This window comes from Mycobacterium kyogaense (genome assembly GCF_036946525.1).
Classification (GTDB): Bacteria; Actinomycetota; Actinomycetes; order Mycobacteriales; family Mycobacteriaceae; genus Mycobacterium; species Mycobacterium kyogaense_A.
Window position 1 is genome coordinate 1 of the sequence record NZ_JAQIIY010000026.1, and the last position, 21,739, is coordinate 21,739.

At 67.9% G+C, this 21,739-nt stretch carries 21 protein-coding genes; 6 read left to right on the forward strand and 15 right to left on the reverse strand.

Annotation, left to right across the window (positions count from 1 at the left end; translation table 11 throughout):
• The first annotated feature begins 313 nt into the window (after positions 1 to 313).
• Positions 314 to 1,447 (forward strand): iron-siderophore ABC transporter substrate-binding protein, encoded by a 1,134-nt coding sequence (locus tag PGN37_RS21040; protein WP_442932984.1) that lies wholly within the window; start codon positions 314 to 316, stop codon positions 1,445 to 1,447.
• Here the strand turns inward: PGN37_RS21040 and PGN37_RS21045 are convergent.
• Genes PGN37_RS21045 through PGN37_RS21095 form a run of 11 tightly spaced genes read right to left on the reverse strand, consistent with a single transcriptional unit; the run spans position 1,440 to position 13,010 of the window.
• A complete protein-coding gene (locus PGN37_RS21045; protein WP_335332938.1) occupies positions 1,440 to 2,495 on the reverse strand; it encodes an isopenicillin N synthase family dioxygenase in 1,056 nt (351 codons plus the stop codon). The genes PGN37_RS21040 and PGN37_RS21045 overlap by 8 nt on opposite strands.
• A complete protein-coding gene (locus PGN37_RS21050; protein ID WP_335332939.1) occupies positions 2,492 to 3,007 on the reverse strand; it encodes a hypothetical protein in 516 nt (171 codons plus the stop codon). Before PGN37_RS21050 ends, PGN37_RS21045 begins: the two co-directional genes overlap by 4 nt.
• On the reverse strand, positions 3,004 to 4,023 hold the full coding sequence (alc, locus tag PGN37_RS21055; RefSeq protein ID WP_335332940.1) for an allantoicase: 1,020 nt from the start codon (positions 4,021 to 4,023) through the stop codon (positions 3,004 to 3,006). The genes PGN37_RS21050 and alc overlap by 4 nt, the downstream gene beginning before the upstream one ends.
• Positions 4,020 to 4,772, reverse strand: coding sequence for an aspartate/glutamate racemase family protein (locus tag PGN37_RS21060; protein ID WP_335332941.1), 753 nt, complete (start codon positions 4,770 to 4,772; stop codon positions 4,020 to 4,022). The genes alc and PGN37_RS21060 overlap by 4 nt, the downstream gene beginning before the upstream one ends.
• On the reverse strand, positions 4,769 to 6,112 hold the full coding sequence (allB, locus tag PGN37_RS21065; RefSeq protein ID WP_335332942.1) for an allantoinase AllB: 1,344 nt from the start codon (positions 6,110 to 6,112) through the stop codon (positions 4,769 to 4,771). The genes PGN37_RS21060 and allB overlap by 4 nt, the downstream gene beginning before the upstream one ends.
• Positions 6,067 to 6,906 (reverse strand): N-acyl homoserine lactonase family protein, encoded by an 840-nt coding sequence (locus PGN37_RS21070; RefSeq protein ID WP_335332943.1) that lies wholly within the window; start codon positions 6,904 to 6,906, stop codon positions 6,067 to 6,069. Before PGN37_RS21070 ends, allB begins: the two co-directional genes overlap by 46 nt.
• Positions 6,906 to 8,483 carry an ABC transporter substrate-binding protein gene (locus PGN37_RS21075; protein ID WP_335332944.1) on the reverse strand — a complete coding sequence of 526 codons (1,578 nt, stop codon included), beginning with the start codon at positions 8,481 to 8,483 and terminating at the stop codon, positions 6,906 to 6,908. Before PGN37_RS21075 ends, PGN37_RS21070 begins: the two co-directional genes overlap by 1 nt.
• Positions 8,480 to 9,127 carry a cysteine hydrolase family protein gene (locus PGN37_RS21080; protein ID WP_335332945.1) on the reverse strand — a complete coding sequence of 216 codons (648 nt, stop codon included), beginning with the start codon at positions 9,125 to 9,127 and terminating at the stop codon, positions 8,480 to 8,482. Before PGN37_RS21080 ends, PGN37_RS21075 begins: the two co-directional genes overlap by 4 nt.
• Positions 9,128 to 10,132, reverse strand: coding sequence for an ABC transporter permease (locus PGN37_RS21085; RefSeq protein WP_335332946.1), 1,005 nt, complete (start codon positions 10,130 to 10,132; stop codon positions 9,128 to 9,130). It lies immediately after the preceding gene.
• Positions 10,129 to 11,001 carry an ABC transporter permease gene (locus PGN37_RS21090; protein ID WP_335332947.1) on the reverse strand — a complete coding sequence of 291 codons (873 nt, stop codon included), beginning with the start codon at positions 10,999 to 11,001 and terminating at the stop codon, positions 10,129 to 10,131. Before PGN37_RS21090 ends, PGN37_RS21085 begins: the two co-directional genes overlap by 4 nt.
• Positions 11,001 to 13,010 carry an ABC transporter ATP-binding protein gene (locus tag PGN37_RS21095; RefSeq protein WP_335332948.1) on the reverse strand — a complete coding sequence of 670 codons (2,010 nt, stop codon included), beginning with the start codon at positions 13,008 to 13,010 and terminating at the stop codon, positions 11,001 to 11,003. The genes PGN37_RS21090 and PGN37_RS21095 overlap by 1 nt, the downstream gene beginning before the upstream one ends.
• 213 nt (positions 13,011 to 13,223) lie before the next feature.
• On the opposite strand from PGN37_RS21095, the gene PGN37_RS21100 reads away from it, so the two are divergent.
• The 3 genes from PGN37_RS21100 to PGN37_RS21110 all read left to right on the forward strand — a co-directional run bounded on the left by PGN37_RS21100 (position 13,224) and on the right by PGN37_RS21110 (position 16,869).
• Positions 13,224 to 13,889, forward strand: a complete 666-nt coding sequence (locus PGN37_RS21100; RefSeq protein ID WP_335332949.1) for a TetR/AcrR family transcriptional regulator — start codon at positions 13,224 to 13,226, stop codon at positions 13,887 to 13,889.
• A gap of 122 nt (positions 13,890 to 14,011) precedes the next feature.
• Entirely contained in the window at positions 14,012 to 15,058 is a 1,047-nt protein-coding gene (locus PGN37_RS21105; protein WP_335332950.1) for an NAD(P)-dependent alcohol dehydrogenase, read from the forward strand.
• 215 nt (positions 15,059 to 15,273) lie between these two features.
• Positions 15,274 to 16,869, forward strand: a complete 1,596-nt coding sequence (locus PGN37_RS21110) for an APC family permease (RefSeq protein ID WP_335332951.1) — start codon at positions 15,274 to 15,276, stop codon at positions 16,867 to 16,869.
• Positions 16,870 to 16,958: 89 nt separating this feature from the next.
• Here the strand turns inward: PGN37_RS21110 and PGN37_RS21115 are convergent, their stop codons facing one another.
• The 3 genes from PGN37_RS21115 to PGN37_RS21125 all read right to left on the reverse strand — a co-directional run bounded on the left by PGN37_RS21115 (position 16,959) and on the right by PGN37_RS21125 (position 19,086).
• Positions 16,959 to 17,237: a hypothetical protein gene (locus tag PGN37_RS21115; RefSeq protein ID WP_335332952.1), complete on the reverse strand. Its 279-nt coding sequence runs from the start codon at positions 17,235 to 17,237 to the stop codon at positions 16,959 to 16,961.
• 1 nt (position 17,238) lies between these two features.
• Complete coding sequence (nrdF, locus tag PGN37_RS21120) at positions 17,239 to 18,201, reverse strand: class 1b ribonucleoside-diphosphate reductase subunit beta (RefSeq protein WP_442932985.1); 963 nt, start codon at positions 18,199 to 18,201, stop codon at positions 17,239 to 17,241.
• A 147-nt stretch (positions 18,202 to 18,348) separates the two neighbouring features.
• Complete coding sequence (locus tag PGN37_RS21125; RefSeq protein ID WP_335332954.1) at positions 18,349 to 19,086, reverse strand: TetR/AcrR family transcriptional regulator; 738 nt, start codon at positions 19,084 to 19,086, stop codon at positions 18,349 to 18,351.
• A 151-nt stretch (positions 19,087 to 19,237) separates the two neighbouring features.
• Between PGN37_RS21125 and PGN37_RS21130 the strand changes: the two genes are divergently transcribed.
• Positions 19,238 to 20,419 (forward strand): geranylgeranyl reductase family protein, encoded by a 1,182-nt coding sequence (locus PGN37_RS21130; RefSeq protein WP_335332955.1) that lies wholly within the window; start codon positions 19,238 to 19,240, stop codon positions 20,417 to 20,419.
• A gap of 96 nt (positions 20,420 to 20,515) precedes the next feature.
• The gene (locus PGN37_RS21135; protein ID WP_335332956.1) at positions 20,516 to 20,932 is read left to right on the forward strand and encodes a VOC family protein; all 417 of its coding nucleotides are present in this window, start codon (positions 20,516 to 20,518) and stop codon (positions 20,930 to 20,932) included.
• A 62-nt stretch (positions 20,933 to 20,994) separates the two neighbouring features.
• On the opposite strand, the gene PGN37_RS21140 is transcribed toward PGN37_RS21135, so the two are convergent.
• Positions 20,995 to 21,717 carry a LysR family transcriptional regulator substrate-binding protein gene (locus PGN37_RS21140; protein WP_335332957.1) on the reverse strand — a complete coding sequence of 241 codons (723 nt, stop codon included), beginning with the start codon at positions 21,715 to 21,717 and terminating at the stop codon, positions 20,995 to 20,997.
• Between the last annotated feature and the right edge of the window lie 22 nt (positions 21,718 to 21,739).

Here is a 21,739-nt window from a genome sequence, read left to right on the forward strand (position 1 = left end):
AGATCAGGTTGCCTTTGGGCCCGATGCGCGACGGGAACGGACGCCGCGCTTCGAGTTCTCCGATTGGGGGCGCTTCGGCTACCAATTGGTCCTCCAACCTTCCTGACGCACCGGGATGGCACAGGCTTGCCGACACGCTTTCCCGGTGAAGTTCGACCGCAATCGTAACCCCCGAACCCGACAGAAGTCGGGGTGGTCCTACAAACTGTCGTAATCATGTCAGCAGCGGCGCCGACGACCCGCGTGACCAGCGCGGGGAGCCTCCTGGAGGACACCGGGTGTTACCGTCGGCGTCGTGTCGATGGGCGTCGCGATGGCAACAGCACGGACACGCCGACCAGGGGCACTCCGTCTGCCGGTGATCGCGCTCGGCGCGGCACTGACGGCACTGCTGTCGGGGTGCGGTCAATCCGACGAGCCGGCAGCTCCCGGAGCCGGTCCGACCTCGATCGTCACCAGCACCACCCGCATCGCCAGCGCCGGGGTGCTCGGCAACGACCGCCGGCCCGACGAATCCTGCGCGCCCGAACCCGCACCGCTCGATGACGGGCCGCCCGAGCGCGAGGTGCGTAACGCCACCGGCCACGCCATCACACCCCCGATACCGGACACCACGACGGTCGTGGCCGATCCGCAGCGCATCGTCGCGCTCGCCGGCGACCAGCTCGACGCGCTCTGCGCCCTCGGGCTGCAGTCCCGCGGCGTCGCCGCCGCGCTGCCCGACGGCTCCCCCGACCAACCGTCCTACCTCGGCACCGCGATCCACGAGCTGCCGGCGGCGGGCAACCGCACCGATCCGGACCTCGATGCCGTCCGGGGAGCACGCCCCGATCTGATCCTCGGCTCGGTGGGACTCACCCCCTCGGAGCACCCGGCACTCGCGCAGATCGCGCCGACGGTGTTCACCGGTCCGCCCGGTGTGGCGTGGAAGGACGATCTGCGGGCCGTCGGGGCCGCGACCGGCCGGCTCGACGCCGCCAACCGGCTCGTCGAGGATTTCGACCGCCAGGCCGACCGGGTCGGCACCGACAGTGACGCCGTGCATTTCCAAGCCTCGGTGGTGCAGTTCACCGACACCACCATGCGGGTGTTCGGCACCGACAACTTCCCGGGCAGCATTCTCGCCGATGTGGGCGTGGATCGACCTGCCTCACAACGTTTTTCGGACAAACCCTACGTCGAGGTGGGCATCTCCGACGCCGATCTCTCGGGCTCGCCCGACTTCTCCGCCGCCGACGGGGACATCGTCTATGTCTCGTTCGCGACGGCCGAGGCGCGGGAGCGGGCCCCGAAGGTGATGGACAGCGACGCGTGGAGGAAGTTGTCGGCCAATCGCGACAATCGCGTCTACGCGGTCAACAACGAGATCTGGCAGACGGGCGAGGGCATCGTCGCCGCCCGCGGCATCATGGCCGATCTACGACTGGTCAACGCTCCGATCAACTGATGCGGTCGTGCTGGCGCGCCTGCTGCCCGAACTGGTTGGGCTCCAGAGCACCGTCGGGCAGCACCAGCTCGCCGGATTCGATCCGGCGACGTAGGTAAGCGAACGTCTGGGCCGTCTGGGCGAAGAGGTGCTCCCCCGCCCGCAACGCCGGGCGCGCCGTGGTGCCCGCGTCGGCGAACTGCGCGAGAGGTGCGACCTCCGTGTCGTAGTCGACGTTGAAGAACAGCGGGAAGGAGTAGCGCTCTTCGGCAACGCGTCGGACCCGATGGCTGGTGGCCACGTACACCCCGTTGGTCCAGAGCTCGAGCAGATCGCCGATGTTGACGACGTAGGTGCCCTCGATCGGCGGTACGTCGATCCACTCGCCTGCGCCGTTCTGCACTTCCAACCCTGGCGCCGTCGGCTTGAGCAGCGTGAAGCATTCGTAGTCGGTGTGCGCGCCGATCCCGGGTGCGTCACTGGCGTCCGAGTTGTAGGGGTAGTGCACCAGCCGCAGCTGACTCGGCGGCTTGGTGGTGTGGCGGGAGAAGACGTCGGGGTCCTCTCCGAGGGCCACGGCGAACGCGCGGAGCAACCGATGCCCGACGGCCATGATCGCGTCGTAGTAGGCGGTGACCGCCGCCGCGAAGCCGGGCAGCGCGGGCCATGTGTTCGGCCCGAGCATCGGGTTACCGCTGCAGTGATCAGGATCGTCGGCGGGCAGGTCCAGCCCGGTGTCGAAGGCCTCCTTGAAATCGCCGACGCCGGCTTCGACGCCTTCCTCGCCGATCGGAACGTAGCCGCGATGGCATCGGGACAGGCCGATGTAGCTGCGCATCTTCTCCTCCAGCGGGAGGGCGAAGAACGCTTTCGTGGCTGCCAGCAGCTGGTCGAAGAGTGCCTCGTCGATGCCCGAGCCGTTGATGTAGAAAAAGCCGATGTCGCGAGCGGCGGCGCCGATCGACGCCGCCACCCGTTCCCGGTCGGCGACCTCGTCCGAGCTCAAGCCGCTGATGTCGATGACGGGTATCGATGTGAATGACCCTGGAGTGCTCCGTGCACTGCTCACGATGTCGTGACTCCCTCTCGTGCGGTGATCGTCCAGCGCACACCGTCGGCGACGATGTGGTCCTCGTGGCACGGCCAGCCCTGAATCCGCTCCGAGTCGGCGACCACGGCTCCGGCGGCGGTGGCCCATCCGATCAGCCGGCCGACACGCACCAGGACGGCGCGCTGGGTGCCGGCAGACAGGAACAGCGCCCCGGCGGGTTCGGCGGGCCCGTACTCTCGGACCCAGTGCTCGGTATAGCTTTCGTGCACCCCGGTCTCGACCAGTGTGCTTGCTTCCCAGCGCATTCGGCCGGCATCCGGGATGTCGGTCGGCTCGGTGTCGACGTCGCGGCGCCAGCTGAAGACATCGTCGCTCTGGGACAGGGCGCCGGCGAAGCCGCGGGTGTCGACGTACCCGGTCGGCCCCTGCAGCCACAACACGTCGGTGGAGGTGTCCGGCGGCCCCTCGGCCGGTACCAGCAGCACGCGCCGCCACAATCCGATGCAGTCCTGCGCCGAGACCTCGGTCATCGGGCCTCGTCCCAGCGGGCGCGCAGGAGCTCCATACCCGCGGCTGTCGGCGTGCCGATCGCCCGGACGCGGGCGAGGCCGCCGTCTGGATAGGCCTGCACCCGCAGTGCGCAGACGTCGTCGACGGCCACGGCGAATCGGTGCCGCGTGTCGGCGGCCAGCGGCGTGCGGTCGAGCACCGGGACGTCGAACGGCACCATCGCCCACCCGTTGAGATCCGGACGGTGGCGGCTCGCCAGCACCGACACTTCCCGGGAGGCGTTGAACACGAACCACGAGGTGTCGACTTCGAGCCTGCGCAGGTCCGTCGGCACCGCGAACGAGATCAGAACCGCGTCGTGCGTCTCGGGGCCGATGTCCCGGCGCCTGCGGGTCTCCCAGCCATCGCCCATCGTGCGGGGGCGATCCGGCCGTATCAGCGCACTGGCATCGGAATAGAAACTGTCGCTGGACCATTCGACGCGGCCACCCTGTTCCAGCCCGGACACTTCGACGCTGACGTCGCAGAACTCGGCCGGGTCGGGAAGGACCTCGCCATGGACGCGCAGCCGGGCCACCCCGCCGTCAGAGGCGAGCCTGAGCCGCACGTGCGTCCAGCGCCGGTGGTCGGCCACCGCCAGGTTGTTGACTGAATCAGGCTTGAGCGCAGTCCATTCCGTCAGCGGCGTCCACCCCACGCCGGGTGCCGTCGGGTCCTGCGCGAGGCCGAGCGCACAAGCGTCCACCCGGCAGGCGGTCGGGTGATTTCCCGAGAAGAACCGGGTGTCGACGTCCACGGTGTGCACCACACCCGGGGCGCCGAGCCGAACGATGGCCCAATCGCCCTCGGGTCCGGCGTGACGCCGTGTCTCCCACCCGTCGACCACCTCGCCGCGCAGGTCGTAGGTGCCGGGGACGAAGGCGGGTTCGGCCGGGTCGACGAGACGTTCCTTGACGCCGAACGATTCGTCGCTGGCGGCGACGACGCTTCCGCCGAGAATCCGCGACGCGAGGTCGATCCCGTTCTGTCCGTTCATGATCGAAGCCCCAACGCCGCCGACAGCGGCCAGTGGCTCCGCGGGTTGGCCGGGCCCGGCGCGTACACCCCGACCTTGCTGGTCGACAGTCCGAGGCCCACCACCGCCTGGGCGAGCGCGACCGCCGCCGCGACGCCGTCGACGGCGGGCACTCCGACGTGTTCGGCGATGGCAGCGGTCACTCCGGCCATACCGGCGCAGCCGAGGCAGATCACGTCGGCGCCGTCCTCGGCGACGGCGCGCGCCGCCTCGGCAACGATGGCACGGACCGCGCCTGCGGGGTCCGCGTCCACCTCCGCGGTGCCCAGACCGCACGCCCGGACCGACGCACAGTGCCCGTCGAGGCCGGCCAGCAGCAGCCGGTCCTCGATCGGCGCGATCGACCTGGCCAGCGTCGTCACCACGGAGAAGCGGCGCCCGATCAGGTGGGCGACATGGGCGGCGCACTCGGCGATGTCGAACACCGGAACGGTCAGCATCTCGGCGAGGGCATCGCGGCCGTGCTCGCCGAATCCCGCGAGCACCACGGCGTCGAAGTCGAACTCCCCCGACGCCTGCAGGGTCGCGACGAGGTCCATCACCGCAACCGCCGACAGGTAGCTCTCCGCCGCGGAGTCGATGGCGACGGCTCCGAATGGGGCGCTGCGACAAACGATCTCGGTGCCCGGATGCGCCGCCGCGGCCGCGGCCGACGCGATGTCATTGGCCATCGACGCCGACGTGTTGGGGTTGAGCACGAGGAGTCTCACGCCGTCACCCCGGCGGCCTCGTAGACCGGCCTGCCCTCCACCCACGTCGTGAGAACACGCCCGCGCAGCACCATGCCGTCGTACGGAGTCAGTGCGTGCCGGTGTCGCAGATGTTCGGCCACGACGGGTTCGGTGGAGTCGGGGTCGAAGGCGCAGAGGTCGGCGCGGGTTCCCACGGCGATGCTGCCGCGGTCGGTCCAGCCCGCCAGTCGCGCGGGCCGCTCCGACATCCATCGGCTCACCTCAGCGAGCCCGACACCGCGCTGCGCGGCTTGTGTCCAGACGGCGCGGGGGCTCACCTGCAGCGAGCTGATCCCCCCGAATGCGGCGCCGAAATCGCCCGCCCCCTTGAGTGCCGGCGAGCAGGGCGAGTGATCAGAGACCACCATGTCGAGCGTCCCGTCGACCAGCGCGCCCCACAGCGCATCGCGGTCATCACCGGAGCGGATGGGCGGGCAGACCGCGAACTGCGTTCCCCCGGACGGAATCTGGTCGGCGGCGAACGTCAGATAGTGCGGGCAAGTCTCGGCGGTGACAGAGACACCGTCCGCTGTGGCGGCGGCGAGGACCCCGACCGCCTCGGCGCTCGACACGTGCACGATGTGGATACGGGCGCCGGTGTCGCGCGCCACCGCGACCGCCAGCTCGACGGCGCCGACCTCGGCGGCCGCCGGCCGGGATGCCAGGAACGACGCGTAGGACCGTCCCGATGCGGGTGTGCTTTCGGCGAGGACGTCGTGATCCTCCGCGTGCACCAGCAGAACCGACTCCAGGTCGGCGACCTCGCGTGCAGCGGCGGTGAACTGCTCGGGTGTGAGGTGGCCGAAATGCGGGTTGCCGGAGTCGGCGAGAAAGCACTTGAACCCGCGCACTCCCGCTTCGGCCAGCGGCCGCAAAGCGCCGACGTTCTCGGGTACCACGCCGCCCCAGTAGCCGACGTCGACATCGCATCGGCCCTCTGCCACTGCCCTTTTCACACTCAGCGCGGCGACGGTCGTGGTGACCGGCAACGAATCCAGCGGCATGTCGACCAGCGTCGTGATGCCGGCGCGCGCGGCGGCCTCGGTCGCGCTCGCGAACCCTTCCCAGTCGGGACCGGGTTCGCTGACGTGGACGTGGGTGTCGACGAATCCCGGCAGGAGCACCGCACCCGGCGCCACCGAGACCTCGGCGCTGGACGCGTAGTCGGCGTCGCGGGTTCCGACGTCGACGACGACTCCGCGCGCGACGGCCACCGACGCCGCCCGGATCTGGCCGTCGATCAGCGCCCGATCGGCCCGCAGAACCAGGTCGATCACCGCGCGAATCGCTCGTCGAAGTGCCGTGTCATCTCCGGCCACACATGCGGATCATGACCGGGGATCAGCGGATACCCCTTGTCGTGGGCCAACCTCTTGAGCCGCCGGATCGGTTCCACCGTCTCCTCGGGGTCGACGTCGATGAACCCGCCGACCGGGAGTTCGCCCTCGATGTTCTCCGTCAGGTCGGCGGCGTCGAAGGCGAACACGTAGCCGGCGGGCCGCCCTTCCTCGCGGACGGTCTCGTCGAGTTCGACGACGAAACTCTGATGCCCCGGCGTGTGGCCGTAGGTGGGGACTGCGGTGACACCGGGCGCGATGTCGGCCTCACCGTCGGCGAGCCGCCAGTCGATCGACGGATCGTCGAAGTCCACCCGGAAGATCGCGTGCCGTTCGGGTTCCGGGTGATTGGCCAACCCGTACTCCACCTCACGCCGCTGGGCGTGCACCGGGACCTTGCCGGCGAACAGTTTCAGCCCGCCGGCGTGATCGGTGTGCAGGTGCGACACCGCCACCACGCGGATGTCGTCGGCGTCGATTCCGATGTCGGACAACGACTCCTCGATCGGTTCCCCCGGTCCGGGCAGGATCGGCTGGTACTCGACACTCGGGTAGTAGCGGCGCCGCAGGTACGGGTCGCGGATCAGCGCCGTGTTGAACCCGGTGTCGAGCAGGACCCAACCGCCGTCGGTCTGCAGCAACACACCGGGGACCGGCTCCCGCAGCCGGATGTCCGAGGGTGCGCCGTGCACCGACACCGACTTCGGCAGGTCCTCCCAGCCCAGGGTGAGCAGGACGATCCGGCGGACGCCGCTGCGCCGCGTCAGCGTGACCATCAGCCCACCGAGAGTGCCGCCAGGCGCAGCGAATTCGGGTTCGTCACGACGTGGGCCGCGTCGACGCCCTTGAGCCACGGCTGAGCCACCATGAAGTCGTTGACGTCCGCGACGTTGAGCCAGCAACCCGTCTTCACGGCTTCCTCACCGGCGGTGGAGAAGTCGGCGTCCGATCCGGTGGGCAAGCCCTTGGCCAGCGCGTCGGCGATTCCCGGGGAGGAGCACCCGAAGAAGTTCAGACCACCGTCGGCATCCCAGGAGATGTGGCCCCAGGTGTAGGGCGACGGTGCGTCGGGCCACCCGAGGTAGGTCATGATCTCCGGCGCCCCTTGCCCGTCGCCGCCGATCCAGCCGTAGATCTCCGAGGTCGGGTAGGCCTGCACCTTCGCGGTGAGACCGGCTGCTGCGAGCTGGGTTTGGAGCAGGTTGCTGATCAGCTGGTTGTCGGGGTTGGACGAGTCGTAGCCGATGGTGACGGCCTTCTGGTCGGCGGGCAGGGACGCGGCGATGCCGGACAGCACCGACGGATCGTGGGTCACCGACTGCTTGGCGTACTGCGCCTCCATGACGTTCGGCGGGTAGATCTGCTCGGCTTTCTTGCCGCGGCCGAAGTAGGTCTGCTTGACCAGTTCGTCGACGTCGACGGCTTGCATCACGGCGTTGCGGTTCTTCGCGTCGGCCATCATCCCCTTCTTGGGGTTGATGTAGACGAAGTTCGACATCATGGTCGGCAGCGAGTAATTGGCGAACGCCTTGTTGTCGAGGTAGGACTGCACGGCCGAGGACGGCAGATCGTGAAGGATCGCGGCGAGCTGACCGTTGTTGAACTGCAACTGCTGCGCCGAGACGTCGGTGATGACCGGCATCTCGACCTTCTCGAAGTACGGCTTCGTGCCCCAGTAGTCACCGAATGCGGTCAGCTCGTACTTCGAGCCGACCTCCGCGGCGGTCAGCGTGTATGGACCGGTGCCCAGATCGTGGTTGGTCAGATAGCCCTGCGCGTTGTCGCCGCCCGCATTCTTCTGCAGCCCTTCGGGGCTGAGCATCCTCGGACCGTACGGACAGGCGAGGTAGTCGAGGAACGCCGAGTTGGGTGCCTTGAGCGTGACGGTGACGTCGTAGTCGCCCTGCGTGGTGACCGACTCGATGTCGGAGACCATGTACGCGGGCCCCTGGTTGACCGCGGCCCGCCGGTCGAAGGAGGCCTTCACCGCTGCCGACGTGAACGGTGTTCCGTCGTGGAACTTCACGCCCTCGCGCAGCTTGAAGGTGTAGACCCGGTTGTCGGGCGAGGCCGTCCACTCGGTGGCCAGCAGCGGCTCGAGTTCGGGCTTCTCGGTGCCGGCCTTGTACTGCAGCAGACCTTCATAGGTGTTCGTGGTCAGCAGCAGGCCCTGGCCGGCGTAGTAGATGTCGGGGTCCGGGGGTTGGCCGATGTCCTGCAGGAACGACAGGTGCAGCACCTTGTCGGTGGGTGCCGCGTTGGGCGTGCTGCTGCCGGAATCCGATCCGCCGCAGGCACTCAGGGTCAGGACGAGCGCTGCCATTGCGGCGCCGAATCGTAGACGTCGGCTCATCGTGCCGCTCCTTCCAGAACGTGTGTCGCTGCGCCGATTTCGGCGAAGGCGTCGAGGATCTCCTCGGTGGTGCGCATGGCACCGGTCTGCAGGTACTCCATCGCGTCGAGTGCGGCGTCGTGGCGGTACTGCGTCGAGCCGCCGACGCAGTCGGTCACCACGCGGACGTAGAAATCGCGCTGGTGCGCGTCGGCGAACGTGTAGTGCACGCAGACGTCGGTGAGTCCGCCGATGAGGATCAGCGTGTCGGCCTTGAGTCCGGAGAGCACGATCTCGAACTCCGTGCCGATGAAGCCGGAGTAGCGCCGCTTGACGATGTGGAATTCGTGATTCGGCCCGTCGAGATCGGGCAGCAGGGCGGGATGCAGCGGGGTGCCGGGGCGGCCGTCCACGCAGTGCTCACCCTCCATACCGTCGAGTTCACGGCCGAAGTCGATACCGCTGGGCCGGTGCACCTCCTGGAAGAACACGATGGGGATGCTCGCCGCCCGGGCGGCGTCGATCATGCGTTGGGCGCGGGCGACGCGGCCGTCGAAGCCGGGCATGAATTCCATACCCACCTCGTCGGCGGGCATGTCGCCGGCCTCCTGCATGTCGACGACGACGAGCACGGGATTGCCCACGATCAGTGGCTGTTTCGGCACCTATCCTCCTGTGACTGCGATGCGGGGGTCTGCGGCGGCCTGGAGCAGGTCCACGGCCGTGTTGATGACGACGTAGAGGGCGCCGAGCATGAGCGTGACGCCGGCGATGGCGGGAAAGTCCGCGACGGGGATGCTCTGCGCGATGTACTGGCCGATCCCCGGCCAGCCGAACACCTGCTCGACCACCAGGACGCCGGAGAACATCAGGCCGACCTGCAATCCCGTCATCGACAGTGCGGCGCCGACGCAGTTGCGCAGGACGTGGCGGGCCATGATCTGGGTCTCCGACAGGCCTTTGGCGCGGGCGGTTCTGGCGTAGTCGCTGTCGATGTCGTCGATCAGGCTGCTGCGCAGCACGCGTCCGATCGCCACGGCGGGGCCGAGTGCGATGACGACGGCCGGCAACAGGAGGTGATGCAGCGCGTCGGCGACGACGTCGAACCTGCCGTGCAGGAGTCCGTCGATCGTGAAGAGACCGGTCGGTCCGTCGGGGACGTCGGCCAGCGCGATACGACCGTTGGCTGGCACCCATCCGAGCGTCTTGTAGAACACGAGCAGGCCGAGGATGCCCAGCAGGAACATCGGTGCCGAGGCACTGGTGAACAGGACGGCCCGCAACACTTGGGCGCCAGGCCATTTGAGCGTGGTGCTGACCGCGAGCAGGGCGGCGAGCACCAGCGCGATCGCCAGACCGTACATCGCCAGTTCCAGAGTGGCGGGGAAGAACGTACCGAGATCCGACAGCACCGAGTGCCTGGTCCGATAGGACGTGCCGAGGTCGCCGCTCGCCGCGCCGGTCAGATAGTGCCAGAACTGCACGAGCACAGGGTCGTTGAGGCCCAGCGCCTCCCGGCGCGCCGCGACGGCCTCGCCCGAAGCCTGCGCCCCCATCTGCGCCTTCACCGGGTCCAGCGGCGAGATGTGCTGCAGCACGAACAACACTCCGGTCAGCGCGATCAGGATCGCGAGCATCGCGGCGAGCCGCGTCATCACGAACGTCTTCATCCGCGGTCCTTCATCAGGTTGCGCAGGCAATCGCCTGCGATGTTCCCCACGAGTGCCAGCACCAGCACGGCGAGGCCCGGCATCACCGGGATCCACCACTGCTGCAGGAAGTAGCTGAGGTTGCGCGCGGAGTCGGCACCCAGTTCGGGGGCCGGTGCGGCCTGACCGAGTCCGAGGAAGGACAGCGCCGCCAGTGTCAGGATCAGCGTGCCGATGTCCAGGCTCGCGGCGACCAGACTGTTGGGCAGCGCGCCGGGCAGCAGGTGGCGGATGGCCAGCCGAATCGGGTTGACGCCGGCCAGTTTTGCCGCCTCCACGTGGGGGCGGGCCGCCAGGCGCGCCACTTCTCCGCGGACGAGCCGCGCATAGAACGGCCACCACACGATCGACACCGCGATCAGGGTGTGGACGAATCCCGGTCCGAGCGCGGCGACCACGGCGATCGCCAGCACCGGTGCAGGCAGCGAGAGGAACGCGTCGGTGATGCGCATGAGCACGGAGTCCAGCCAGCCCCCGGCCGCTCCGGCGATCAACCCGATCAGCCCGCCGATGAACAACCCGACGGCGACGACGACCAGGGCGGCGAACCAGCTGGAGCGGGCCCCGAAGAGCACCCGCGACAGGATGTCGCGCCCGATGCTGTCGGTGCCCAGGAGGAACCCGCTGGTGCCCGGCGGCTGCAGCGGCATGCTGACCGGTAGCAGCGGGTCATAGGGCGCGAGCACCGGCACCGCGATCGCCACGGCCGTCACGACGAAGATCGAGGCGAACCCGATCCAGTTCAGCAGTGGGAGCGTCGAGGTGGGCATGCGCACCAGACGCAGGGGACGCCGCGAACGCACCGGCGCCATCGGAACCGCCAATGCCATCAGTCGGCCTTCCGTTCGATACAGGCAACGCGGTGCGGGCTGCCTGGGCGGCCCTCGAGCCGGACGTCGAGGCCGGGGTCGGCGCACGCGTCGATCGAGATCGGGCAGCGCGGATGGAAGGCACATCCGTCCGGCGGTGCCAGCGGACTCGCAGGTTCCCCTGGTAGCGAACGCAATTCGCGGCCGAGGTCGGGGATGGCGGCGACCAGCGCTTGGGTGTAGGGATGGGCGGGCCGGCTGATCACCTCGTCCGCGTAGCCCACCTCGACGATGCGGCCCAGGTACATGACCGCGATGCGATCGGCGACGACGCGCGCCACCGCCAGGTCGTGGGTGACGAACAGCACCGACATGTTGAGGGAGCGGCGCAGATCGGCGATCAGGTTCAGCACCGACGCGGCCAGAGAGACGTCCAGCGCGCTGGTGGGTTCGTCGCACAGCAGCACTGACGGCGGGATCACGGTGGCACGTGCCAGCGCAACCCGCTGCCGCTGCCCGCCCGAGAGTTGACCCGCCCGGGCGGTGGCGATGTCAGCCGGCAGCCCGACGCGTTCGAGGACCTCGGTGACCGCGGCTCGGCGCTCGGCGCGAGACCCCTTCTTGATCCGCTCGCCGATGATCTCGCCGACTGACAGCCAGGGCGTCAGCGACGCACCCGCGTCCTGGAACACCATCTGCGGGCGTTCACCGCTGGGGAGCGCCACGGTGCCCGACGACGCCTTCTCCAGGCCCGCGATCACCCGCAACAACGTCGATTTGCCGGAGCCGCTCTCCCCCACCAACGCCACGGATTCCCCGTGCGCGACACGTAGCGAAACCCCGCGCAGCGCTTGGAGTTTGCCGGCACCTGTGGTGCGGTCGAGCCACCGCCGCGCCACCGTGAACGTCTTCGTCACATCGCGTAGGTCGACGGCGGACGGTGCGTCCTCCGCGGTGACCGCCGCGGTTGCGGCGGGATCGGCGACGGACTCGGCGGGCCTGCCATAGTGCGCGGCGACCTCCGCGGGGGTGCTCACGCAGGCGCTGACCCGTTCCGGAGCGACCGCGATCGGGTCCGGCGGGGACTGCTCGCACTCCGGCGCGGCGAGGGCACACCGGGGAACGAACGCACACCCCGGCAACGGATCCACTGCGCTGGGTACCGAGCCGGCCAGGGCGGCCAGCCGGCGATTGCGCGCGGTGTGCAGCGTCAACCGGGAGCCGAGGAGGCCGGCGGTGTAGGGATGCGCGGGACTGTCGAGAACACCTGCGGTGGGCCCGATCTCAGCGATGCGTCCGGCATAGAGCACCGCGATGCGATCGGCGATCTGCGCGGCGACACCGAGATCGTGGGTGATCAGCACGATGCTGCAGCCGATCTCGTCGCGCAGCCGCTGCAGCAGAGCCAGTACCTGAGCCTGCACGGTGACGTCGAGGGCGGTGGTGGGCTCGTCGGCGATCACGAGCTCGGGATCGCCGGCGATGGCGATCGCGATCATCACCCGCTGGCGCAGACCTCCCGACAACTGGTGCGGGTAGGCGCGCATCCGGGACTTCGGGTCGGGGATGCCGACGGCGGTGAGCAGCCGCAGCGCCTCCTCGGGGCTCCCCGCCACTTCTTCGACCTGCTTGCCGATGCGCATCGTCGGGTTCAGTGACGTCATCGGATCCTGGAACACCGCACCCAGGTCGAGCCTGCGCACCTTGCGCAGGTTCTTCGAATCGAATCCGGGCATTCCCGGCAGCATGTCCGAATCGGCCACCCGTACCCGGCCCTCGACTCGTGCACCATCGGCGAGCAACCCCAGCATGCTGAAGCCGAGAACGCTCTTGCCCGAACCGGATTCGCCCACCAGTCCCACGATCTCGCCCGGGGCGATCGCCAGCGACACGCCACGCAGGGCGTGCACGTCGCGCCCCTTGCGGGTGAACGTGACGTGCAGGTCGGCGACCGTGGCCACGGGAGATCCGGTGGCCGGCGCGTCCGGGGCTGCTGCCGCGTCGGCAACAGTGGATGCGGTAGTGCCCACGTGGCGCTCCCGGGGTCGAGGGGTCTTGCGGCGGCAGCTCGTCGATGCGCGGCCGGCCTGTCGATCGACAGTTTTCTCGGACTCGACGCCCCGTGGGTGTCGCTGGCGTAACCAATTGACGGCCGAGGTAACCGATGGATGTCCCGTGTTTCTATCGCGTGACAGATATGAGCGGAGGTACTTTTCGGCCCGATCATGGGCCACGATGAAGCCATGCCGCTGACCCGCGCCGGACGACCCCGGCTGCAGGCCCAGCGCCGACCCGGTGTCACCGCTCGCGACGAAATCCTCGATGCCGCAGGTGAACTGTTCACCACGCAGGGATACGCAGGGACCTCGACACGTCACATCGCCGAATCCGTCGGCATCCGGCAGGCGTCGCTGTACCACTATTTCAAGACCAAAGACGACATCCTGTGCGCCCTGCTGAGCCAGACTGTCTCCCCCACCCTGTCGATCGTTCCCGTCCTCCGTGACGCCGACCCGGCGATGAGTGAGGCCCAGCAACTGCACGCGCTGGCGGTCTTCGACGGCAGGCAACTGCTCAGCGGCCGGTGGAACCTCGGCGCCCTCTATCTGCTGCCCGAACTCCGGGACGCGGGGCTGGAACCGTTCTACTCCGAACGCGAGCGGCTGCACCGGCACTACCTGGAGCTGAGTTCGGCCATCCTGGAAGACACCGGGGTCGATCCGGCGGCGGCCGACCTGCCGTTCCGACTCGTCGAGTCCCTGGTGAACATGTGGTCCACCCCCGAGGGGGTGGCGCGCCAACGGCTGCCCGGCCACGTCGCCGACGCCTGCCTGAGAGTGCTGGGCATTGCCGATCCGACCGCGCTGCACGACCGCACCCGAGAGGCGCTGACCGCCGCCAGCTCGTGACGATTCTCACGCGCTGGTATGCGCATGGATGAATACCGGGCATGCTCGATGTTGAACTGCTCGGCCCGCTGGGCGGGCTGACCCGTGCAGTGAAGACGACAAGACGACAAGAGGATGAGACTTTGACCACCGTTTCCGCATATGCAGCCCCCTCGGCCACCGAGCCGCTCACCAAGACCACGATCACCCGCCGCGACGTGGGCCCGCACGATGTCGCGTTCGACATCCACTTCGCCGGCATCTGCCACTCCGACATCCACACGGTCAAGGGCGAGTGGGGTCAGCCGAACTACCCGGTGGTCCCGGGCCACGAGATCGCCGGTGTGGTCACAGAGGTCGGCTCTGACGTCACAAAGTACAAGGTCGGCGATCATGTCGGCGTCGGTTGTTTCGTCGACTCCTGTCGCGAGTGCGAGAACTGCAAGGACGGCCTCGAGCAGTACTGCACCGGCTCTGGGATGGTCGGCACCTACAACGCCGTCGGGCGCGACGGCGAACCCACCCAGGGCGGCTACAGCGGCGCGATCGTCGTCGACGAGAACTACGTGCTGCGCATCCCCGACTCCATCCCTCTGGACAAGGCAGCTCCCCTGCTCTGCGCGGGCATCACGCTGTTCAGCCCGCTGCGCCACTGGGATGCCGGCCCCGGCAAGAACGTCGCGATCATCGGCCTGGGCGGCCTGGGCCACATGGGCGTCAAGCTCGCCAAGGCCATGGGCGCCCACGTCACCGTTCTCAGCCAGTCGCTGAAGAAGATGGAAGACGGTCTGCGTCTCGGCGCCGACGAGTACTACGCCACCAGCGACCGCGACACCTTCAGGACGCTCGCGGGCAAGTTCGACCTGATCCTCAACACCGTGTCGGCGAATCTCGACCTGGGCGCGTATCTGGGCCTGCTCAAGCGCGACGGCACACTGGTCGAACTCGGTATGCCCGAGCACGCGATGGAGGTGCCTCCGTTCCCGCTCGCCGGCATGCGGCGCAGCCTCTCGGGCTCCATGATCGGCGGCATCCCGGAGACCCAGGAGATGCTCGACTTCTGCGCCGAGCACGACGTCGCGCCGGAGATCGAGGTCATCGATCCCGAATACGTCAACGAGGCCTACGAGCGCGTTCTGGCCAGCGACGTGCGCTACCGGTTCGTGATCGACACCTCGACCCTGAGGTAGTCACTTCGGTTCGGCCGCTCGTCGGGGTTCACCCGACGAGCGGCCGAATTTTTTGTGCCGTCACGGTGTGCCGCTGGTGCCGACCTGTGGGCTTGCTGGACGGCGTGTTAACACTGCATTTCTCCGGTTGTCGCGTGGTCTATACGGTGCGAGGCTCTGACCGGTCCGTGTGCGTTCGGGCCGTTCTCGCACTGGTTCCCCCCTGAGGAGACGCGATGGCCACCGGATCCGCAGCCGAATCCGCTGAAACATCAACCGCAGCGCCCGCTGGGCTGAAGAAGGGCGCGATCGGCATGGTCGCGGTGATCTTCATGGCGGTCGCCAACGCCGCGCCGATCACGGCGATGACCGGGAACGTGCCGATCGCCGTGGGTTTCGGCAACGGCCTCGGCGCACCCGCCGGGTTCCTGTTCGCCACGATCGCCCTGACGTTGTTCGCGCTCGGCTACGTGGCGATGGCCAAGCACATCACCACCACCGGTGCGTTCTACGGCTTCATCTCGCATGGCCTCGGGCAGGTGTGGGGCATGGCCAGCGGGTTCCTGGCCACCTTCGCCTACGTGGTGTTCGAGGGCTCCCTGATCGGCGGCTGCGCGTACTTCGCCAACGACGCACTCAAAACCATTGCCGGAGTTGATATTCCGTGGCCGGTCTTCGCGATCGGCGCGATCGTGATCATCGGGATGCTCTGCCACTTCCACATCAGCCTGACCGCCGCCATCCTCGGCGTCACACTGGTCTCCGAAGTGCTGATCCTGCTCGCGTTGGCGTTCACGGTGATCGCCAAGGGCGGCGGCCCCGACGGCTTCATGCTGAATCAGACCGTGCTGCTCAACAATGCGTTCGAGAGCCTTCCCGCAGGTGCATTCGGCACCGCAGCAGCCGCCGGCTCGATGGCCATCGGCTTGTTCTTCGCGTTCTGGTCCTGGGTCGGCTTCGAGACCACCGCCGTCTACGGCGAGGAGTCGCGCAACCCGAAGAAGATCATCCCGCGCGCCACGCTGATCGCGGTCATCGGCCTCGGCCTGTTCTACACGTTCATCTCCTCGATGGTGCTCGCCGGCAACGGCGCGAAGACCTCGGTCGAGGCATCGATCAGCTCATCGCCACTCGACCTGTTCTTCAACCTGGTGCAGGCCAACCTCGGCGGTGTGCTTCTCGACGTCTACAAGATCCTGCTGGTGATCGGGTCGTTCGCGTGCGCGCTGGCGTTCCACAACGCGGCGTCGCGCTACCTGTTCGCCCTCGGCCGCGAGATCCCGGTGGGCGCGATCAAGTCGACGCTCGGCGCAGCACACCCCAAGCACGGCTCGCCCTACATCTCATCGGCGGTGCAGGCCGTGATCACTCTCGTCATCGTGGTGCTGTTCGCGGTGTTCACCGCGGTGCAGGTGCCCGACGCCGATGGCGTGCCGGTGGACACGCCGGCGTTGGTGCCCTACGTCAACATCTATGGCCTGCTCGCGCTGATCGGCACCGCCGCGATCCTTCTCGTGCAAGCCATCTGCTCTGCCGCGGTCATCTGGTATTTCTGGGTGCGAAAAGTCCACTCCGGCAACGTGATCACCACTTTGGTGTGCCCCCTGCTCGGCGGCGTGGCGATGGCGTTTGTCGTGTGGCTGCTGTGGGACAACCGCGCGTTCGCGGCCGGGTATGCCGCCAACTCTCTGGTGTTCAAGAGTGCCCCTTATCTGATCCTGGCGGTGTTCGTGATCGGCATCGGGTACGCACTCTGGTTGCGTAGCGCACGACCGGGCACCTACGCCGAGATCGGGCGCACCGTCATGGAAGACGCCCACGAGCGAAGCTAGGAGAGTCCGGCGGCAGGTGACGACGCATCCGGCGACGCGGAGCTACTTCTTGCGCTGACTCTCCGCGTATTCCTCGGGACGGTTCTTCTTCATCCACGCCCGCATCGGCCAGAACAGAACCAGAGAACGGGACACACGGTGATGCAGAACAGCCCGTACACCGCCAGACATCCGAGGATGCCCAGCACCCAGCCGGGGTAGACGATGATCAGACAGAACTGGATGAACTGCTTCAGCACGACCGGGTAGCCGTCCGACATCGACCAGACGGTCTTCGGGCTCAGCGCGTCGAGCAGAGCCCGCCACGTCGAACGCTTCGGCGCGTCGAGCGGCTCCTCTTCGAGGGCACCGCTCGACGGCTTGGTCATGTCAGAAGTCCCAGTCCTCGTCTTCGGTGTTGACGGCCTTGCCGATCACGTAGCTGGAACCGGAGCCGGAGAAGAAGTCGTGGTTCTCGTCGGCGTTGGGGCTCAGCGCGGACAGGATCGCCGGATTGACGTCGGTCTCGTCACGCGGGAAGAGCGCCTCGTAGCCCAGGTTCATCAGCGCCTTGTTGGCGTTGTAGCGCAGGAACTTCTTCACGTCCTCGGTGAGGCCGACCTCGTCGTAGAGATCCTGGGTGTACTCGACCTCGTTGTCGTACAGCTCGAACAGCAGCTCGTAGGTGTAGTCCTTGAGCTCCTGGCGGGTGTTCTCGTCGGTCAAGGCCAGACCGCGCTGGAACTTGTATCCGATGTAGTAGCCGTGCACGGCCTCGTCGCGAATGATGAGCCGGATCATGTCCGCGGTGTTGGTGAGCTTGGCCCGGCTGCTCCAGTACATGGGCAGGTAGAAGCCGGAGTAGAACAGGAAGCTCTCGAGCAGGGTCGAGGCGACCTTGCGCTTGAGCGGCTCGTCGCCCTTGTAGTAACGCATGACGATCTCCGCCTTGCGCTGGAGGTTGGGGTTCTCCTCGGACCAGCGGAACGCATCGTCGATGTCGGCGGTCGAGCACAGTGTCGAGAAGATGTTGCTGTAGCTGCGGGCGTGCACCGACTCCATGAACGCGATGTTGGTGTACACCGCCTCCTCGTGCGGCGTCAGAGCGTCGGGGATCAGGCTGACCGCGCCGACGGTGCCCTGGATGGTGTCGAGCAGGGTCAGGCCGGTGAAGACCCGCATCGTCAGCTGCTTCTCATGGGCGGTCAGCGTGTTCCACGACGGGATGTCGTTGGACACGGGCACCTTCTCCGGCAGCCAGAAATTGCCGGTCAGGCGTTCCCAGACCTCGGCGTCCTTCTCGTCTTGCAGGCGGTTCCAGTTGATCGCAGAAACACGGTCGATCAGCTTGATGCCATCACTCACGAGAACCCCATTTCGCCGAATTTTCGCCTGTGTGAGCTGTTTTACAGGCCGCCACCGACACTACAACTTGTTGGGTGCGAAAAAGGCTCACGACGCAACATGTTGTGGTGCGTGTCGCGACTAGCGGTGCGACGCTCAGGCGACCTGTTCGCGTCGCGTGACGCCCTCGTGCAGCGGCAGATCAGGGTCGATCCGGATGCCGAGCACCTCGCAGGTGCCGTTGATCGAGCCGAGCATGATCGTGGTCAGGTAATCGACGAACGTCTCGGCCGGCAGGCGCCGCGGCATGTCCTGCTGTGCGCCCAGCCACCAGTCGGTCGCCGACGCGGCGGCCCCGAAGGTCGCGAACGCGGCCAGCTCGAACGCCGCGCCGTCGAGCTCCATGTCCTGCAGCTCGTGGCTGAACATGTCGGCCATCGCCAACGTGATGTCACGGCCCTCGTTCACCGCACGGATCGTCGACTCGCTTTCGGCGAACCGGCCCTGCATCAGGAACCGGACCACGTTCGGGTGGTCGTCGACCAGCCGGACGTACTGCTCGACAGCGCGGCGGATGATGGTGTGCGCCGGATCGGTCGAGACGTTGATGGACGGAAAGATGGCCGACCACAACATGTCCCGCATCCGCTGACCGATCGCCTGGAACAGATCGGATTTGTCGGTGAAGTGCCGGTAGATCTTGGGTTTGGCCGTGCCCGCTTCCTCGGCGATCTCCCGCAGTGAGACATCGGGGCCCTGCTGGTCGATCGCGCGGAACGCGGCGTCGACGATTTCCGACCGCACCTTCTTGCGGTGTTCGCGCCAGCGTTCACTGCGGGCGTCCACCTTGACGCCCGACTCGTCGGCTGCGCGCCTGCTCGGCCCTCGTCGCACGCGGACACTCTACCCGGTGCACATGCGGCTGACCTGCCCTGACTGCGCGCCGCGGAGAGCCCGTCACCAACAGATCATCACGGCCGCGCCGCGCGGCGCGCCCTGGAATCGGTACTATCTCGGGCGACAGCCGCGCAACGAGACGAGAGATATGACGCAGCGATACGACCTGGTCATCGCAGGTGGGGGGCCGTCGGGATCGGCAGCCGCATGGCAGGCCGCCCAGACCGGAGCGAACGTGGTGGTGCTCGACAAGGCACAGTTCCCCCGGGCCAAACCCTGTGGTGACGGCCTGACCGCGCGCGCCGTGAGCTACCTGCAGAAGATGGGGCTGGCCGACGAGGTGGCCACCTATCACCGCGTCAATCGTGTGACGGTCTTCAGCCCCAGCCGCTGGGAACTGTCGTTCCCGACGCGTCCTGGCATGCCCAACCACGGGCACACTGTGAGCCGCGAACACCTCGACACGACGCTGCTCAAGCACGCCGAGTCCGCGGGCGCCGAAGTGCGCCAGGGCGCCGAGGTGGCCGGACCCGAGCTCGACGCCAACGGGCGCGTCATCGGTGTCGTCCTCAAGAGCGGCGAGAAGGTCTACGGCGACGCGGTGATCGCCGCCGATGGCGCCTACTCCCCCATCAAGCGGGCCCTGAAGATCGACTCCGAGTACAACGGCTACTCAGCGATCGCGATCCGCTCGGAGATGCCGGCCAACCGCGCGGACTCCGACAGCCTCGACATCTACCTCAAGCTCCAGTTCCAGGGTGACCAGCTGCCCGGCTACGGGTGGGTGTTCCCGATGGGCGACGGAATCTTCAACATCGGCCTGGGCTACGTCAACAGCTACAAGAACTGGCAGTCGATCAACGCGACGCAGTTCCTGGGCGACTTCCTGCGCACGCTGCCCCGCGAATGGGACCTGCCGCCCATCGAGGAGTTGAAGAAGAACAAGAGCGTGCGCGCCTGGCGGTTGCCCATGGGCTTCACCGCGTGGCCGGCGTGGCGCCCGGGTGTGCTGTTCACCGGCGACTCGCTGGGTGCAGGCAAACCGGCATCGGGAGCGGGCATTTCGAAAGCCCTGGAGTCCGGACTGGCTGCAGGTGAGTGCGCGATCGCCGCGCTGACCAACGGCGGACCCGACGACTTCACGAACTACGGGCAGCGCATGGAAGCCGCGTGGGGCCGGGAGTACAAGCGCGGCAGGTACTTTCACAAGCTGGCGGGCATTCCGGCGGTCGCCAACACCGGCATCAAACTGATCGACAACGCCCACTTCCGCGACCGGATGCTCAAGTCGCTGTACAAGAAGGCCCAGGGCCCCCAGCACACCTTCTAAAGACCACCCCGCCGCAACGTCGGCGCCCCGCCGGGTGTTGGAGTGACAGTCCACACCCGGCGGTGTGGTGTCGGGGGTCGGCGCTACCGTCGGGCCATGGAGCAACGCATCAGCCTGATCACGCTTGGCGTCGACGATCTCGCGCGGGCCCGCCGCTTCTACGAGGACGGCCTTGGTTGGCAGCCCCACGACGCACCCGAGGGCGTCGTGTTCTACCAACTGCCCGGCATGGCGTTGGCGCTGTTCGGCCGCGCGGATCTGGCCGAGGACGCCCACCATCCCGTCGACGGACGTTTCAGCGGGATCACGATCGCGATCAACCAGCGCTCCGAAGCCGACGTCGATGCTGTGCTGGAGCAGGCCGTCGCCGCGGGCGGCACGCTGCTGAAGCCGGCCGAAAGGGTCTTCTGGGGCGGGTACTCGGGCTACTTCGCCGATCCGGACGGTCACGTGTGGGAGGTTGCGCTCAACCCGGCGTGGACGATCAACGGCGACGGCATGCTGACGATGTGACGCTCTGGTGTGCGCTCAGATCGCTGATCGGCGGTCATGCACGATCTGTGTGCACACCAGGCCTACCGGGAGCGCTTACCGGGCTTCCCGGGCTTGCGGGCGACCTTGCCTGCGGCGGCGCGGGCGGCCTGCTTGGCGAGGGTCTTCTCGCGTGCGGTGCGCTTCGGCGCCGGATCCGTCTGACCGCGAGACGAGCCCGGCTTGCGGCCGCGGACGACGCCGATGAAATCGTCGACCAGCGCCGATTGCGGCCCCTCGGGCACGGCCAGCGCGACGGCGCAGGTGGGCGCATCGACGATGGGCCGGTAGGTGACGTCTTTTCGGTGGTGCAGCCGCGCCAGCGACTGCGGTGCGATGAGCGCACCCGCTCCGGCGGCGACGAGTTCGATTGCCGCTGAGACGTTTTCGGGCCGATGCTCGGCCGGGGTACCGGGTGCGTCAGGCCAGTCGACGACGTCATCGAGAGGCACGAGCCGTGGTTGGTCGGCGAGGTCGGCGGCGGTGACCTCGTCGGCGGCGCTCAGCAGGTGGTCCGCCGCGACAACGGCCACGGTGGTTTCGGCGTACAGGGGAATGATTGCCAGACCAGAGGTGTCGGTCGGCAGGCGCAGCACCGCGACGTCGACGGTGCCGAAGCGCACGGCCTCAGCAGCCTCGGCCGCGGGAATCGTGGTGAGCTCCAGCCGAACCTGTGGGTGACGCTGCGTCCAGTGGCGGGCCCACTTCGCCGGCGTGCCGCCCGGGACGTAGCCGACGATGAGCGACGGCTGCGACGGCGGGACCATCGCCACAGGCTACCGATACGCT

Coding starts and splice junctions, on each gene's coding strand:
- PGN37_RS21040 (WP_442932984.1), top strand. CDS start 314: ATGGCAACAGCACGGACACGCCGACCAGGGGCACTCCGTCTGCCGGTG.
- PGN37_RS21050 (WP_335332939.1), bottom strand. CDS start 3,007: ATGACCGAGGTCTCGGCGCAGGACTGCATCGGATTGTGGCGGCGCGTG.
- alc (WP_335332940.1), bottom strand. CDS start 4,023: ATGAACGGACAGAACGGGATCGACCTCGCGTCGCGGATTCTCGGCGGA.
- PGN37_RS21070 (WP_335332943.1), bottom strand. CDS start 6,906: ATGGTCACGCTGACGCGGCGCAGCGGCGTCCGCCGGATCGTCCTGCTC.
- PGN37_RS21075 (WP_335332944.1), bottom strand. CDS start 8,483: ATGAGCCGACGTCTACGATTCGGCGCCGCAATGGCAGCGCTCGTCCTG.
- PGN37_RS21085 (WP_335332946.1), bottom strand. CDS start 10,132: ATGAAGACGTTCGTGATGACGCGGCTCGCCGCGATGCTCGCGATCCTG.
- PGN37_RS21090 (WP_335332947.1), bottom strand. CDS start 11,001: ATGGCATTGGCGGTTCCGATGGCGCCGGTGCGTTCGCGGCGTCCCCTG.
- PGN37_RS21100 (WP_335332949.1), top strand. CDS start 13,224: ATGCCGCTGACCCGCGCCGGACGACCCCGGCTGCAGGCCCAGCGCCGA.
- PGN37_RS21110 (WP_335332951.1), top strand. CDS start 15,274: ATGGCCACCGGATCCGCAGCCGAATCCGCTGAAACATCAACCGCAGCG.
- PGN37_RS21115 (WP_335332952.1), bottom strand. CDS start 17,237: ATGACCAAGCCGTCGAGCGGTGCCCTCGAAGAGGAGCCGCTCGACGCG.
- PGN37_RS21130 (WP_335332955.1), top strand. CDS start 19,238: ATGACGCAGCGATACGACCTGGTCATCGCAGGTGGGGGGCCGTCGGGA.
- PGN37_RS21135 (WP_335332956.1), top strand. CDS start 20,516: ATGGAGCAACGCATCAGCCTGATCACGCTTGGCGTCGACGATCTCGCG.
- PGN37_RS21140 (WP_335332957.1), bottom strand. CDS start 21,717: ATGGTCCCGCCGTCGCAGCCGTCGCTCATCGTCGGCTACGTCCCGGGC.